The organism is Chryseobacterium jejuense (assembly GCF_017877355.1).
Classification (GTDB): Bacteria; Bacteroidota; Bacteroidia; order Flavobacteriales; family Weeksellaceae; genus Chryseobacterium; species Chryseobacterium jejuense_A.
Window position 1 is genome coordinate 14,694 of the sequence record NZ_JAGIPR010000013.1, and the last position, 15,850, is coordinate 30,543.

The window sequence follows — 15,850 nt, forward strand, 5'->3', positions numbered from 1 at the left end:
CCTGAACCCTTTATAATGTATGTTATCAATTACGCTTGTTTTACAAACTGTAATTCACCAACGATTTTTACATCATCACTTACCATTACACCTCCTGCTTCAAGAGCTGCATTCCAGTTCAGTCCGAAATCTTTTCTGCTGATTTTTCCTTCAAAAGAGAAACCTGCTTTTGTGTTTCCCCATGGGTCTACATTAATTCCACCGAAGTCTACATCTAATGTTACAGGTTTTGTAATCCCGTTGATAGTAAGGTTTCCAACTACTTCATTGTTCAGGTTCTGAGAATCAAAAGTGATGGTTGGATGAGCTTCTGCATTGAAGAACTCAGCAGACTTTAAGTGATTATCTCTGTCAGTATTATTAGTGAATACAGAATCCGTTTGGATAGTAGCTGTAGTTTTAGCGTTTGCAAAGAATTCGTCTTCAGATTCAATTTCAGCTGTGAAAGTTCTGAAGCTTCCTTTTACATTAGAAATCATCATGTGTTTTACTTTGAAAGTAATTTCACTATGCGTTGGGTCTAAAATCCATTTTGTTGCCATTGTAATTTTGTATGTTTTTGTTATTATTAATGATGCAAATTTAGAACAGAAAGCATATACGAGTCATTGATATAGGATAAGAAATGAAATAGCCTCATTTGAATGATGAACTTTTCTTTTATTTAACCTTTCAGCTTTCCATTTTAATATTCTCAATCAATGTATCTCAGATAAAATCCTTTCAGCTTAAAAATATACCTTTTTAAACAAACTTTGCGTCTTCGTGTTTCCCCAACTAACACCACAAAATCCAACTATTAAGTTAAGAAATAATTTCTATTGATGGATGAATTCCATTTTATGAATGTTTTATTTTAACGTTTCTTAACGGATGGTTTTTATTTCTTATTTTTGACGGATTCAATTTTATACAATGAAATTACATAAATTTTCTTTATTGATGCTTGTTTTGGGTAGCTCAGCATTTGCCCAGACTCAGAAGTTTACAATGGCGGAGGCTGTAAATGGGATGAGAACGAACCTTGCCGTGAAAAATATTTCACAGTTTTCATGGTCTGCAGACGGGAAATCCTATATTCAGTCCGTAAAAGGCGGATATCTGGCTACAGATTTAAAAACAAACAAACAGGATACTCTGATATCCTTGACACAGCTGAACAGACAGTTTGCGGATAATAAGCTAAAATCTGTTCCACCTATTAAGTTTACAGGAGTATCTAACGGATATTTCAATACCAATGGTAAGATGTTCTGGATTGAAAAGTCAGGAAGCGATTGGAAAATAAAGAATTCAGCTACGGTAGATCAGGACGCAGCTAATGTAAAAATGTTTGGTGACGGGCAGACTTTTGCCTTTACCGCAAAGAATAATTTATTTGTTAATAAAAATGGGAAAACCATAGCGGTAACCAATGAAGCTAATGAGAATATCATCAGCGGTCAAACTGTTCACAGAAATGAATTCGGGATTGATACCGGAATTTTCCCGGCACCGAACTCTGAAAGTATAGCATTCTATAAAATGGATCAGACCATGGTGGCAGACTACCCAATCATTGACTGGTCTGTAACTCCTGCTGTAAACCATAACATCAAATACCCAATGGCTGGGCAAACCTCTCATCAGGTAACATTAGGGGTTTTCAATATCAAAACTCAGAATACAACGTTCCTGAAGATTGAGGGTGAAAAAGACCAATACCTGACAGCGGTTACCTGGAGTCCTGATTCAAAATATATTTTTGTAGCGGTACTAAACAGAGGGCAGAATCACATGAAGATGAACCAATATGATGCTGCTACAGGAACTTTAGTAAAGACTTTATTTGAAGAAACAGATAGCAAATATGTAGAGCCACAGCATCCACTTACTTTCTTCCCGAATTCAAATACGGATTTCATCTGGCAGAGCCAGAGAACAGGATATAATCATCTGTTTCATTACAATCTTGAAAAAGGATTGGTAGCTCAGATCACAAAAGGAGATTGGCTGGTAACTGAGGTTTTGGGATTTAATGAAAAGAAAAAAGAGATTTTCTTTACTTCTACCAAAGAAACTCCTCTGGAAAGACATTTATATAAGATCAACTGGGCAAACTTCAAGATGGAAAGATTGGACGCTGCTGAAGGAATGCATTTTGGAGTCCTAAGTAATGATGGAAACTATATCTATGATGCTTACAGTAATGGAAATACACCCAGAGTAGGAAATATTATTAATACTTCGAATTTAAAAACAACCAATATTCTTACGTCTGAAAATCCATTAAAGAATTATCAGAGACCGGAAATTAAAAATGTAGAATTAAAGGCTGATGACGGAACCCCTTTATATGGAAAGATCATCTTGCCAACAAATTTTGATCCGAACAAAAAATACCCTACCATTGTTTATCTATACAACGGACCGCACTTACAGCTGATTACAAATAGCTTCCCTGCTTCCGGAAATCTTTGGTATGAATATATGGCTCAAAACGGATATATTATCTTCACAATGGACGGAAGAGGTTCTGCCAACCGTGGAATGAAATTCGAACAGGCTGTTTTCAGAAACTTAGGAACAACAGAGATGAATGACCAGATGAAAGGGGTAGATTACCTGAAATCACTTCCTTATGTAGATGGTGATAAAATGGGTATCCACGGATGGAGCTTCGGTGGATTCATGACCACAAGTTTCATGCTCCGTAAACCGGATGTATTTAAAGTAGGAGTAGCTGGTGGACCGGTAATTGAGTGGAATATGTACGAAATCATGTATGGAGAAAGATATATGGATACACCACAGGAAAACCCACAAGGATATGCTTCGGCTAATCTTTTGGATAAAGTTCAGAACCTGAAAGGAAAACTATTGATGATTCACGGAGCACAAGATGATGTAGTGGTATGGCAGCATTCCATTAAATTCATCAAATCAGCAGTGGATAATGGTGTTCAATTAGATTACTTTGCTTATCCGGGACATCCACACAATGTGATCGGAAAAGACAGAGTTCACCTGATGCAGAAAATAACAGATTATTTTGATCAGTATCTGAAGAAATAATAACAAAATCCAGCCATTTGGTTGGGTTTTTTGTTGGAAATCGTAAGGACGCAAAGAATAATGATGCTGTTTTAAGGCCCCAGAATTTTATCTGCGATAAAATTGTATACAGCTTTATAATTGCCACTAATGCACGAATGATTTTTATTAATGCATAAAAAAGCTATGTGTCTATGTGGTTAAATATTTTTTTAAACCACATAGGCACATAGAATATTGTAGTACAAAATAACTTGTGTAGATCTTTCTTGCTGAAAATCTTATATTGAACGAAGTCGAAATGTTCTTGCGTCTTAAAAACAACATGATCTTTTACTTCTGCGCTTACCCGAAACACCTATTTCTGTTAAATAGGGACTATATTATTCGTAGAACTCTTTAATGACATAGTTTCTTTTGTTCAGTTTATTAAGTTCTTTTAAAAGATAATAACGATGCAGGAACCCTGTTAAAACAACAATTTTTTTATGAGGATACTTTTCAGCTATATGATAAATGTTTTTTGCCATAGTTTGATTTCTGAGATCCCAAAACCCGGACATTAATTTAAACCCATCCCTATAACTTATTTTTTCACCATTGGGCTTTGTCACATATCTGTTAGCAAATTCAGGCCTTTGGTCTGTGATCTTTATTAACCCTAAATATTGTGCATTTTGTCTTCTTTCAGAAATTTTATCCGTTGTTTTATTATTGAAATTTTCAGGAGATAATTCTGCGATCTTCATAAGCTCCTTGGTAGTATTGAGAAAATCTTCATATAATTTTGTTTCGGCAGATGACAGTTGTTTAGATTTGTATAAGCTGTCAATCAACTTTACAGACAGGTTGTCTGCAGGAACCATTCCTCTATCTTTCCGGTACTGATTTCTGCCTTCAAAATCAAAAGGAAATCTTAATGTTCCAGGATATTTTTTAAGGTACAAATTAGTTGCAGTGATCTCATTTTCTTTAGAGGTATTATTAGTTTCATATTCTTGCATTCCCTTACTGTCAACTTCATGGAGGGTGATATCCGGTTTTATCTTTTCAAGCATTGCAAATAATATGGCAGGGTGGTAATTCGGTACACTGTCATGTATATTTCCGATCACATATATTTCCGTTTTATTTTGTGAAAAATAAAAGTTAGTCATTAGAAAAAGGAAGAATACCAGTGAATGTCTCATTTTCATAAAGTTATTAGATCCAAATATAGATAAGTTTACATACTTAACAAAAGATATCTCTTTATTTAATCAGTTTGAATCGAATTCCGATCTTATCAAACATCAATGCATTTGCGCTTTCATAGCTGTAAATTTGCTTATATAAAATCAAAATCAACAATATGGAATTAGGAATAGGAATGTTCGGTGATTTGGCTTTTGACCAGTCAACCGGAAAATATAGAGATGCAGGAGTTAAGATTCATGAAATTCTGGAGCAGGTGAAGTTCATGGATGAGGTAGGAATAGATGTTTTTGCAATGGGAGAACATCACCGTCCGGATTATGCTGTTTCTTCACCGGAAATGGTATTGGCAGCAGCGGCAAGCATCACAAAAAATATAAAACTGGCGAGTGGAGTTACGGTTTTAAGCTCATCTGAACCGGTAAAAGTATATGAGGATTTTTCAACATTGGATCTGATCTCCAATGGGAGAGCAGAAATATTCGTAGGACGTGGAAGTTTTATTGAATCATTCCCGCTATATGGTTATTCTTTGAATGATTATGAAGAACTGTTTGATGAAAAGCTGGATTTGTTGTTAAAGATCAATTCTGAAGAAAATGTGACCTGGTCCGGAAAGCTTCGTGCTCCTATGAAAGACCAGACGGTGTATCCAAGAGCAAAAAATGATGGTAAACTTTCCATCTGGAGAGCGGTAGGAGGAACTCCACAGTCTGTTTTAAGTGCAGCTCAATTAGGAATGCCTTTAGTAGTAGCCATCATTGGAGGAATGCCGATTCAGTTTAAAAACCTGATCGAATTCTATAAACAGGAATATCAAAAAGCAGGGCATGATATGTCTAAAATGCAGATTGCTATTCATTCACATACTTTTGTAAGTGACGATCAGAATGTGGTAGACGGATATTTCCATAACTATAAATCTCAGATGGATAGGATAGGTTCCTCCAGAGGTTGGGCTCCTTACACGAAATTGCAGTATGATGGCGGAAGAAGTAAGGATGGAGCATTATTCATCGGAAGTCCGGCTGAAGTAGCGGATAAAATTGCTTATATGAAAGAGCTCTTTGGAATCACAAGATTCATTGGGCACATGGATATTGGTGATCCGGCTCACGACATCATGATGAAGTCTATTGAACTCTTCGGGAAAGAAGTAAAACCATTGGTACAAAACCTGTAATGACAGGTTTTATTTAACCACAAAAGTCGCAAAAGTTTTATTAAAATAAAGCTTTTGTGGTTTTTGTGGTTTAAAAATTAGATAATTTCAATCAGACTTCCTCTTTCCTCATCCTTAATAATATTGAGTGCTGTAGGAATCTTTTCCTTAAGTTCTTCTACGTGAGAAATAATTCCCACAATTCTATTCTCCTTCATCAGGTTAGTAAGCGTTTCAAATACAATATTTACAGATTCCGTATCCTGAGTTCCGAAACCTTCATCAATAAAGAAGAAGTTTTTATCGGCCTGAGCATTAGACTGAACACTTTCTGCCAAGGCTAAAGCAAGACTTAAAGATACCTGAAATGCCTGTCCACCCGAAAGCGTTTTCACACTTCTGCTTCTGCCTTCGTTGAGGTAATCGATGATTTCAAAATCATTATTTTCATTAAGCTGTAGGCTTAATTGATTTCTTGTCATTCTATGGAAGCGGGTATTGGCATGATCACATAGCTGTCTCAGATAGATAGAAGAAACATATTGTACAAAGCCGGCACCTTTAAACAGATTCATCATCAGTTTCAGGTTTTCAGAACGTTTTTGAAGCTTTGTTAATTCCTTTAGAAGCTCTTCTTTTTTCTTGTATTCCTTTTCTAACCTTTCTTTTTCAGCAATCAGGGTCACAACAGAGTCGTTGATCTGCTTCAATTCAGCTTGGGCTTCTGCAAACTGTTTTTCAGTCAATGAAAACTGTTCATCATCAAAGGAAAGGTTTTTCAGTTTCAGCTCCAGTCCTTCAATCACTTTCTTCAGGGTTTCAAAATCAATTTTGAATTGCTGGATTTTGGCTCTTGTCTCCTGAATATTGATTTCCAGTTGCAAAATATTTTCCACCTCATGAAATGCTGTGAAATGATATTCATTTAAAGCCTTATCAATAGTTTGCTGGTTCTCTGAAATTTCTTTTCCAAGTTCTGCAATCTGTTTTTCAGACTGGTTGACAATCGCTTTCTGCTCCGCAAGTTTAGGAGCGAGATCCTTTTCTTGTTGAGTCGCTTTTTGATAGCTTTGTTCTGTTTCCGTATTGGATTGTACTAATTTCTGATGAACTTCTTCAACTTCTGCTACCGTTTGTTGTGCATAATGCTCCCACTCCAGAATTTTAATGTTGTAACGGCTGATATTGATTTCTTTCTGCTTTGTAGCCTCTTCCAGTTTGAACGTTTCCAGAGCATTTTTATATTTTTCCAGAACTTTACTTTCTTTTTCAAGGGTTTCTCGCTCCAGGTTGATCATTTTGTCCGTTTCTTCAATCTTCTTTTCCACAGCGAAAGAATCAGATCTTTTTTTCTCAAAATCATCCTCCTGATCAGGACTGAATTGCTTCCAAGTAAACTGTTGAAAATGGCCTTCCATATCCTTTTGGATCTGCTGAAGAACTTTCTGTTCAGAGATCAGCTGCTCCTCAAAGATTTTCTTTCTGTCCAGAATTTTTTCAACGGCAGTTTCCTGTTGCTGAAGTTGATGGGTTTCCTGTTCAAGCGTCTTAATTTTTCCCTGAATATCCTGTAATTCGGTATTCACATCATGAAATTCCACAATATGAGGATGTTCCTGAGAACCACAAAGCGGGCAAGCTTCTCCATCATGAAGTTCATTCGCAAAACGGGAAAGTTCCTTTTGAATTTTCAGATGATCAAGCTTTTGAGAAAGTTCCTTTTTCTGAGCTTCCAGAGCTTCTTTTTTAGTATTGAAATCAGCTTTAAAGTTTTCCTGAAGAGCAAAAGGTTTTAATTCCTCAGCAATCAGTTCAATTTGCTTCTGATGCTTTTGAGTTTTTTCAATTTGCTCTTGTTGTGATTTTTTGAAGTTTTTCTGTTGAATAAACCAGTTACTTACATTGGAAAGTAAAGAGGTATCAAGCTTCTGCTCCTTTAAAATATCAATGTTTTTAGAGAGTTCAGTAATCTTTTTCTGAATAACATCCCTTTGAGCTTCTACTTCTGCTACCTTTTCTGAGCCTTTTTGAGTTCTTTCATTAAGTGTTTTGATCTCATCATAAAATTTCAGGATCTGTACAATAAGTCTCAAATCATTTTCCTGTATTCTGGACTGTTCCAAAGCCTTGAACTTCGGTTCCAAAACAGTGAGCTGTTCCTTTACAAGATTAAAAGCAATTTCTGTTTCCTGTACAGCTTTGATCTGACTTTCTTTCTCATTCCTTTTTTCAGCAACAGTTTTGGAAAGCCTGTTTTTTTCAGTAATTAATGGATTGAAAGCTCTGAATGTACGATCATAAAGCTCTGTTTGAGCCTCAAGCACATCCATCTGAGGTTTCTGCTCAGAAAGTTTGTTGAAGTTCACCCGGTTTTGTTGTAAGCTTTCAAAATCGGTTTTTAAATTTTTCAGTTGTTGATAAGTCTGGGAAACCTTTTCAAAATTTTCATTGGCCTGGATCAGTTTTTTCTGTTCCTCTCCCAAAAGATCTTTCTGAAGCTGAATTTTTTCTTCACTAATCTCTTCAAAACCCTTGAGCTGGCCTTCAAGCTGATCCAGTTCTGATCGGTTTCTGGTATTCAAAGCAGAAACGTTATTCTGCAGATCATAACGCTGAAGACTGAAAATCTCCTTCATCATATTTGTTCTGTCTGCAGCACCCAATTCAAGAAATTCTTTAAACTGTCCTTGAGGAATAATGATGGTACGTTTAAAATTGGAATAGCTTAAACCAATGATCTCTTCCGCATTGGAATGATCCAAAGGAACCCATTTCCCTTTAATGTTCTCATAGAACGTTACAGAATAAGGTTTTACATCCTCAAACTTTTTAGAATTTCGTCTGAAATCTCTGGTGGCGCGGAAAAGCTTATTTTCATAATTAATAAAATCAAACTCAATATAGGACGATTTTGATTTTAAATTCATCATATTATACGCTCTTTTGTCACGCATATTCAGACGTTCCGTTTCACCATATAAAGCAAACGAAATAGCCTCGAGGACCGAAGATTTTCCGGAACCTACAGCTCCAAAAATACCGAATAATCCAGCTTCCGTAAGATTTTTGAAATCAATGGTCTGACGTTCCTGATAAGAATACAAACCTTCAATCGTTAATTGAACAGGAATCATAGCTTAAGCATTTAAAATTTCGTTAAACAATTTCATCAATTCTTCATTGGCTTCCTGGCCTGCATTTTTTGATTTAAAATAATCCTTGAACAATGTTTCTATATTCTGATTTAAATTAATTTCATGGTTTATTTCTTCACTGGATTCACGGTTTTTAACTTTAGGGATAAGATGAACAATTCCAGTATGAGACTGATAGATCAATCTACGTTCATCAGCGGTTAAAAAAGTTTCACTTTCTAATGTCAGTTCAATAAATGTATTGGGGTTTTCCTCTAGCCATTGAACTGTTTCATCAACGGATGTAAACGTTTTTCTCACTAAAGTTCTTCCGCTTTTCAATATCTTTTTTTCATACGAAACAGGTTTCCCCGGTTCAGCATCGATGATAGAAACATATTTTGTCTGTCCCGCTTCACTAAAGCTATAGCATAGGGGAGAAGAGGAATAAATTACCGGTTTTTCCTTTGTCCCGATATTCTGAAAACCATGTAAGTGGCCTAAAGCCGTATATTGAATCTGTTCAGGAATACTATCGGAATAAATAAGATCTGCATTCCCGATTTTGATCGGTTTTTCTCCTTCAGGCTCTTCTAAAATATCACCGCCTCTTTTATTCATATATAAATGCGCAGTCAGAAGGTTGATCCCATTTTCATCACAGAACTGGTTTGCAAGATCTTTCCAGGTTCTGGAAAGTACATTATTGATCTCCTCCTCTTTATTTTCTCCTAAATATTCTTTCAGACGGATCTCGTTGGCATAAGGAGTATGCAATAGTCTTACAGGAAAATCAATAGTATTGATCTTCATTTCTATAAACCCTTCTTTTGAATGGGTAATTTTAAAATGTTCTGTTCCAAACGGGATAATTTCCGCTTTGGGATGACCTATGAGAATAACTCCGCATTCTCTGGCCAATGGATCCGGAGCATCGATGAGGTTGGGAGAATCGTGATTTCCTGAAATAGCAATTACAGGACGTTTTCCGTTTTGTGATAAACGTTTCAGGGTTTTATAAAAAAGCTCAACGGCTTCTACAGCGGGGTTGAAATTATCAAACAGATCGCCGGCAATAAGGATCATATCAACATGCTCATCATCAGCAATCGTGATGATTTCTTCCATCACTGAAACTTGCTCCTCCAGTCGGGAAAAGCGGTCCAGTCGTTTTCCTAAATGCCAGTCGGCTGTGTGTAGAATTTTCATAAAAAGTTAATCATTATTTAAAGGAAATATAGGCTTCTAAAGGTCATTAGGTTTAATAATAAACGATTTTCATGGTTTGTCATCAGTTTCTTTTGCTTTGAAATCCTGATGAATTTGTTTTAAACGTGCTTTCCTTTCTGTTTCTGCATTTTGTGCTTTCCTTTTTTTCTGGTCAATTTTATTTTTATTTTTTTTCCTGTTTGCTTCGTTGTTTTTGCTCATATTTTGGGTAACGAAAGTTTTATGGGTAAGAAATAGCTTCATCAAAAATACTAAAGATTAAGAGTTGAAACAATTTTAGTCGCTAAGTCTGATAAAATGTTTTAATTTTACTGCGTTATGGAAGAAAAATCAAAAGATCCTTTACACGGAAAGAGGCTTGATGCTATTCTTGAAGAACTGGTAGAATATTATCAGGGGTTTGAGGAATTGGGAAAACAAATCAATATCAAATGTTTTACAGATAACCCGAGTATCAATTCATCATTGAAGTTTTTACGAAAAACAGATTGGGCAAGGGCGAAAGTTGAAAGTTTGTATTTGTATGTTTTAAGACAGAAAAAAAGAGACGAGTCTAGGAATAAGAAGTAACAAGGTGCTGGGAGCTGGAAGTTTCTGCTGGTCTTATAACTTCTGCTAGTTCATGAAAATATTTTTGGGATGAATAAAGAGTAGTAGTTGTTCTTTATGCCTTTCATAGCTTCCTTCTTTCTATCTGTAGGCTTTCAACCTAATGAAATCATTTCAAAAACATTATATTTGTAGTGTTAATCGTGAAGAAAAATCACGACAAAAAAAGAAAATATGACAATTGAAAACAATCACGTTGTAGCTGTAAAGTATATACTTCACACAATCGAAGCAGATGGAGCTAAAGTTCTGGTAGAAGAAACAACAGCAGAAAATCCCCTTACATTTTTGTACGGTGTAGGAATGATGATTCCAAAATTTGAAGAAAATATCCTAGGTTTGAAAGCTGGTGATAAAGCTGCTTTTGTAATTCAGCCTGAAGAAGCTTACGGAGAAAGACAGCCTGATGCTATTGCACAATTACCACTTGAAATGTTCCAAGAATCAGGAACACCTCCAATTGGAGCAATTTTACCTTTATCAGACAACCAAGGAAATAACTTCCAGGCTTTTGTAGTAGAAGTAACTCCGGAAGCTGTAGTAGCAGACCTTAATCACCCAATGGCTGGTAAAGTGTTAGATTTCCAGGTAGAAGTTTTAAACACTCGTCCTGCAACAGAAGAGGAATTATCACACGGTCACGCTCACGGAATTGACGGAACTGAGGCTCACTAAAAAATAATATAATGTCCGATTTTGTCGGACATATTTTTGTTGATTGGGTTTTCGCAAAGATCCAAAGCTTAAATAAAATGAAAATACCCCGCAGAATGTTCTGTGGGGTATTTCTTATAAGTAATAATAGTCAAATAGTGCTTGGCATTCCCCTCCGGCGGAGGGTGTCAAATCGAAGATTTGACGGGGTGGTTTATCCCACATTCTTACTCCGCATCATACTCCGTTACATCAATAAAGGTAAGAAACCACTTCCCTTCAATCTTTGTCATGACAAATCTGAATCCGTTAATAGGCGCATTTTCCTTAGTATTCTCAGCGAGTGTTACAAAAACTACATTTTTAGAATTGAAATTGACTTTAAAAATTTCCTGATCTTTTACAGAATACTGTGATAAGAATTTATTCGCATAAGCATTCACAGCATTAGAATTAAACTGTACTGATAATCCTTCTTTTTTCCACTTTTTGTGGTTTAAATCATATTCAAAAGCAGTATCAAACTGCATCGGAAACTGATTTCTGATATTCCAAGCCTTTTGAATGTAGCCTAATGGCATATTGAAATCAACTTCCTCGTTTAAAACAAATCCAAGATCTCCACCACTTTTAAAAAGGACACCAACACCATAGGTTGGGTTCACATATTTGTTCATAATATCACCATCTTTGGTTTGGAAACCTTTTAAAATATAGGTTACAGCAGTGGAAATCTCCTTTTTATCCTCTGCAGTTTGTGCTTTGAAAATACTAAAGCTGCAAAGCATAAACAGCAAGGTGTACATAAAATTCTTTTTCATATTATTAGTCTAAAAAATCACCTGAAACATAATACCAACGCTCATGCATTTTCTGAAAAACAGAAAGCTCATGATGCACTTGCGGATGGTCATCCTGGTCTGTATAATAAGCCTTAAACTCTACTTGGTTTAAAGCAGGCGTTTGAATGATTTCCAGTTTTGTCCATTCATTGATCTCTCCCCACTCCTGTAAATCCCGTTTGTTATGATACTTTCGTTTTCCCGGAAGGGTAGTTTCCATTAAATATTCCCCATTTGGGATAGCAAATGCGGAAAAGCGAGAACGCATTAATGCTTCTGCGGTAGGAGCATGCTTCTCTCCGGTGTGGTAAGGCTTGCAGCATTCTTCGTAAAGTTTTCCTGAACAGCAGGGACAATTCATCTTTTTTATTTAAAAATTTATGCTGCAAAAATAGAATAAATATCAATAGGAACGGGCTTTAGCCTGTTCTATAATAATGTATTCACTCCATCGGCTTTAGCCGAAACTTATTCTAAAGATTTGGAGATCATCTTTCGGATATATACTTCAGAGCCTTTGTCATTTTGTGGGAATCCAAACTATAATTTTTGAATACCTATGTTGAGATTCTTCCTTCGTCAGAATGACAAATCGGATGTTTAGTTTCTTATTTTAAATTGAATATTTAGACAAATATATTCAATAGAAAAATGTTTATCCCGTTTTAAAATAATGTAATCAGTCCATTGGCTTTAGCCAAAACTTATCATCCAAATTATCTGGTAATTTTCGGTTTTAATCAAAAAAAGAAGCACTCTTAAAAGAATGCTTCCTGTTATATTATTTAATAAACCCTCTGTTTCTTAATAAAGGTTTGATGTCCGGATCATGTCCTGTGAAATCTCTGAATGCCTGGTTAAGGTCTACAGAATTTCCTACAGAAAGAATATATCTTCTGAAACGGTCACCATTTTCTCTTGTTAATCCACCATTGTTACTGATCCATTCCCATGCATCATTATCCAATGTTTCAGACCATAGATAAGCATAATATCCTGCTGAATATCCTCCACCCCAGATGTGTGCAAAATAAGGCGTATGGTATCTTGGCGGAACCGTTGCTAAAGTAAACCCGTGGTTTGTTAAAGATTGTTTTTCGAAATCTAAAACAGGGATCAACTGGCTGTCATTCGTTACAGAATGCCAGTCCATGTCTAAAGCAGCTGCAGAAATCAATTCTGTAGTCATATAACCTTGGTTGAAGGTAGCTGCTTTTTTAATTTTATCTACCAGAGCTTGAGGAATAGGCTGTTTTGTTTCATAATGAACTGCGTAGTTCTTGATGACCATCGGATCCAGTGCCCAGTGCTCGTTGATCTGAGAAGGGAATTCTACAAAGTCTCTTGGTACATTTGTTCCTGAAAGAGATGGATATTTCTGGCTTGCAAACATTCCGTGGATAGAGTGTCCAAACTCATGGAAAATAGTTGAAACATCATCAAAACTAATTAATGAAGGTTTTCCCGGAGCTGGTTTCTGATAATTGTAGCAGTTTACGATTACCGGTTTTGTTCCCATAAGATAAGACTGCTCTACAAAGTTACTCATCCATGCACCACCATTTTTAGAATCTCTTGTGTAGAAATCCAGATAATAGATCGCGATAGATTTTCCATCATGATCGAAAACTTCATAAGTTACTACATCCGGGTGATAAACAGGAAGGTCGGTTCTCTTCTTGAAAGTCAGTCCATAGAACTTTTCAGCAGCAAAGAAAACTCCTTTTTCTAAAACTGTTGTGATTTCGAAGTAAGGTTTAATTTCACTCTCATCAAGATCAAATTTAGCTTTTCTTACCTGCTCAGCATAGAAATTCCAGTCCCAAGGCTCTACTTTAAAACCACCTTTTTGCTGATCGATAAGATCCTGGATATCTTTCGCTTCACGTCTAGCCGTTTCAACAGCTGGTGTAGCCACCTGATTCATTAGTTTAGTAGCCGCTTCTGGGTTTTTCGCCATCTGATCCTGAAGTTTCCATTCTGCGAAATTCTTTTTACCAAGAATCTGAGCTTTCTTCAGTCTGATCTTAGCCAGCTTTTCGATAGTTTCTCTCGTATCGTTAGCATCACCTTTCTCAGCTCTTGTCCATGAAGCCTTGAATAATTTTTCTCTGCTTGTTCTGTTTTTCAGGTTTTGTAAAAGAGGCTGTTGAGTTGTATTTTGTAAGGCAAGAAGATACTTACCCGGTTGTCCTGCTGTTTTAGCATCAGCTGCAGCCGCTGCAATTTCATCAGCAGAAAGCCCATCCAGTTCCTTGGCATCAGAAAAGAATACACCTCCTTGCTTTCTAGCTTCCAATAATTTATTAGCATATTGAGTAGAAAGAGAAGCTAATTCCTGATTGATCTGCTTCAATTTTTCTTTATCTGCAGCAGAAAGATTAGCACCTGCAATTTCAAAGTTTTGTTTATAGTATTGTACCAATCTTTTGCTTTCAGGATCAAGTCCGTCTTCTTTGATAGATTTGATTCTTTTATAAAGATTTTCATTCAGGTACATTTTGTCAGAATGCCCTGCAAAAATAGGAGCATATTCTTCATCCAAAGCCTGTAGAGTAGGGTTCGTATTTGCACTGGTAAGGTTTGAAAAAATAATTTGTGCTCTTTTCAGTACTTCACCGCTTTTTTCTAATGCAACGATAGTATTTTCAAAAGTAGGAGAAGCCGGATTATTGGCAATTTTTTCAATTTCGGCAGCATGTTGCTTTAACCCGAATTCAAAAGCCGGTTTAAAATGTTCATTTTTAATTTTGTCAAACTCCGGAGCTTCATACTGAAGCTTACTCTTCTTCATGAAAGGATTTGAAGATAATGATGGATCAGGGGCAGGAAGTTCCTGTTGAGTATCGGTCTGTTTCATTGTAGTACAAGATTGATTGAACGCCAAGGCAGAAATTAATAATACCGATGAAATATTCTTCATAAATATAGTTGTTATTAAAGCATAAAGATATTAAAAACTTGCCTTACAGTGGATATTTTGAGCTATGTATTTAATAAAACGGTTGTTTTGAACATTTTTATGTAAACAGGAATAAAACCTTCGCTTTCATAAATCTTTTCCAGCTGTTAAATTGTATAGACTAAAAGGATAATGAGAAGAAGATGTAATATTTTTTATATTTTAGTTGTTATTAAATTATAATCAAAAAAATAATCTATAAAAAAAATAAACATGAAAAAAAGAACTCTTTTTATTTTTTCAGCCTTAGTGGTATTAGCCTCATGTAATGAAAGACATGAGAAAAAAAATAAGGAAAATAATGGCTGGGTAGAGAAAGTAATTAATAAAGAATCAGGACCTATTCAGCAGAGAGAATTCAATGGAGATTTTGATGAAATTCAGGTTTCTCAGGCAATAGATGCAGAAATTATAAAATCTGACACAGAAAAAATAGTGATTTCAGCACCTCAAAATATCATTGATGAAATTTTGGTAGAAAATGAAGGGGGAAAAGTACATATTCACTATAAGAAAGGGATCAGAGTGATGAATATTAATAAAGTTACCGCAAAAATTTATACCAGAGACTTTACAAAACTTACAGCAGAATCTGCAGCAAGCATTAATGTAAAAGATAAATTTACCCAGGAAAAAACCAGTATTGAGGCATCAAGTGCGGGAAGTATCTCTGGAAATCTTGAAGCTAATGATTTCAATATTAATACAGGCAGCAGCAGTAATTTCAGTGGAAAAATATGGGCTGTAAATCTTGATATAGAATCCTCATCAGGATCAAGCATCGATATTTCCGGAAAAGCTAAACATGCGGAAATCAGCTCTTCTTCTGGGAGTAGCATTTCAGCTAAAGACGTTATTGCAGATAATGTAGTAGCTGATGCATCCAGTGGAGCCAGTATTCAGATCAGTGCCGTATCTTCAGTTAAGGCAGAAGCCTCTTCAGGGGGAAATGTAGATATTGCTAAAAAAGGAGATCTTAAAAACATCACTAAAGATGAAAGCAGTGGGGGAAGCGTAAACATCCAATAAA

Annotated in this window: 13 protein-coding genes; 5 read left to right on the forward strand and 8 right to left on the reverse strand. The window is 35.8% G+C overall.

The genetic code is table 11. From position 1 onward, the window contains the following. Window positions 1–29 precede the first annotated feature (29 nt). The gene (locus J2772_RS20470) at window positions 30–542 is read right to left on the reverse strand and encodes a YceI family protein (protein WP_209919987.1); all 513 of its coding nucleotides are present in this window, start codon (window positions 540–542) and stop codon (window positions 30–32) included. 373 nt (window positions 543–915) lie between these two features. On the opposite strand from J2772_RS20470, the gene J2772_RS20475 reads away from it, so the two are divergent. Next, window positions 916–3,054 (forward strand): S9 family peptidase, encoded by a 2,139-nt coding sequence (locus J2772_RS20475; RefSeq protein ID WP_209919989.1) that lies wholly within the window; start codon window positions 916–918, stop codon window positions 3,052–3,054. A 362-nt stretch (window positions 3,055–3,416) separates the two neighbouring features. On the opposite strand, the gene J2772_RS20480 is transcribed toward J2772_RS20475, so the two are convergent. Further along, the gene (locus tag J2772_RS20480) at window positions 3,417–4,223 is read right to left on the reverse strand and encodes a hypothetical protein (RefSeq protein WP_209919991.1); all 807 of its coding nucleotides are present in this window, start codon (window positions 4,221–4,223) and stop codon (window positions 3,417–3,419) included. A 161-nt stretch (window positions 4,224–4,384) separates the two neighbouring features. Here J2772_RS20480 and J2772_RS20485 point away from each other — a divergent pair, with 161 nt between their 5' ends. Next, window positions 4,385–5,410, forward strand: a complete 1,026-nt coding sequence (locus tag J2772_RS20485; protein WP_209919992.1) for an LLM class flavin-dependent oxidoreductase — start codon at window positions 4,385–4,387, stop codon at window positions 5,408–5,410. A 77-nt stretch (window positions 5,411–5,487) separates the two neighbouring features. Here J2772_RS20485 and J2772_RS20490 read toward each other — a convergent pair whose 3' ends face one another. The 3 genes from J2772_RS20490 to J2772_RS20500 all read right to left on the reverse strand — a co-directional run bounded on the left by J2772_RS20490 (window position 5,488) and on the right by J2772_RS20500 (window position 9,954). Next, a complete protein-coding gene (locus tag J2772_RS20490; RefSeq protein ID WP_209919993.1) occupies window positions 5,488–8,523 on the reverse strand; it encodes an AAA family ATPase in 3,036 nt (1,011 codons plus the stop codon). A gap of 3 nt (window positions 8,524–8,526) precedes the next feature. Next, window positions 8,527–9,732 (reverse strand): exonuclease SbcCD subunit D, encoded by a 1,206-nt coding sequence (locus tag J2772_RS20495; RefSeq protein ID WP_209919994.1) that lies wholly within the window; start codon window positions 9,730–9,732, stop codon window positions 8,527–8,529. Window positions 9,733–9,801: 69 nt separating this feature from the next. After that, window positions 9,802–9,954, reverse strand: coding sequence for a hypothetical protein (locus J2772_RS20500; RefSeq protein ID WP_209919995.1), 153 nt, complete (start codon window positions 9,952–9,954; stop codon window positions 9,802–9,804). Between the two features lie 117 nt (window positions 9,955–10,071). Here J2772_RS20500 and J2772_RS20505 point away from each other — a divergent pair, with 117 nt between their 5' ends. Beyond that, entirely contained in the window at window positions 10,072–10,323 is a 252-nt protein-coding gene (locus tag J2772_RS20505; protein WP_209919996.1) for a VF530 family DNA-binding protein, read from the forward strand. 213 nt (window positions 10,324–10,536) lie between these two features. Further along, window positions 10,537–11,037: a peptidylprolyl isomerase gene (locus tag J2772_RS20510; protein ID WP_209919997.1), complete on the forward strand. Its 501-nt coding sequence runs from the start codon at window positions 10,537–10,539 to the stop codon at window positions 11,035–11,037. Window positions 11,038–11,243: 206 nt separating this feature from the next. On the opposite strand, the gene J2772_RS20515 is transcribed toward J2772_RS20510, so the two are convergent. From J2772_RS20515 to J2772_RS20525, 3 genes are all read right to left on the reverse strand, one after another. Further along, entirely contained in the window at window positions 11,244–11,837 is a 594-nt protein-coding gene (locus J2772_RS20515; RefSeq protein ID WP_209919998.1) for a hypothetical protein, read from the reverse strand. Between the two features lie 4 nt (window positions 11,838–11,841). Continuing rightward, a complete protein-coding gene (locus J2772_RS20520) occupies window positions 11,842–12,219 on the reverse strand; it encodes a YchJ family protein (RefSeq protein WP_209920000.1) in 378 nt (125 codons plus the stop codon). Between the two features lie 420 nt (window positions 12,220–12,639). Then, window positions 12,640–14,781, reverse strand: coding sequence for a M3 family metallopeptidase (locus J2772_RS20525; RefSeq protein ID WP_209920002.1), 2,142 nt, complete (start codon window positions 14,779–14,781; stop codon window positions 12,640–12,642). A gap of 252 nt (window positions 14,782–15,033) precedes the next feature. On the opposite strand from J2772_RS20525, the gene J2772_RS20530 reads away from it, so the two are divergent. Continuing rightward, the gene (locus J2772_RS20530) at window positions 15,034–15,849 is read left to right on the forward strand and encodes a GIN domain-containing protein (protein WP_209920004.1); all 816 of its coding nucleotides are present in this window, start codon (window positions 15,034–15,036) and stop codon (window positions 15,847–15,849) included. Window position 15,850 lies beyond the last annotated feature (1 nt).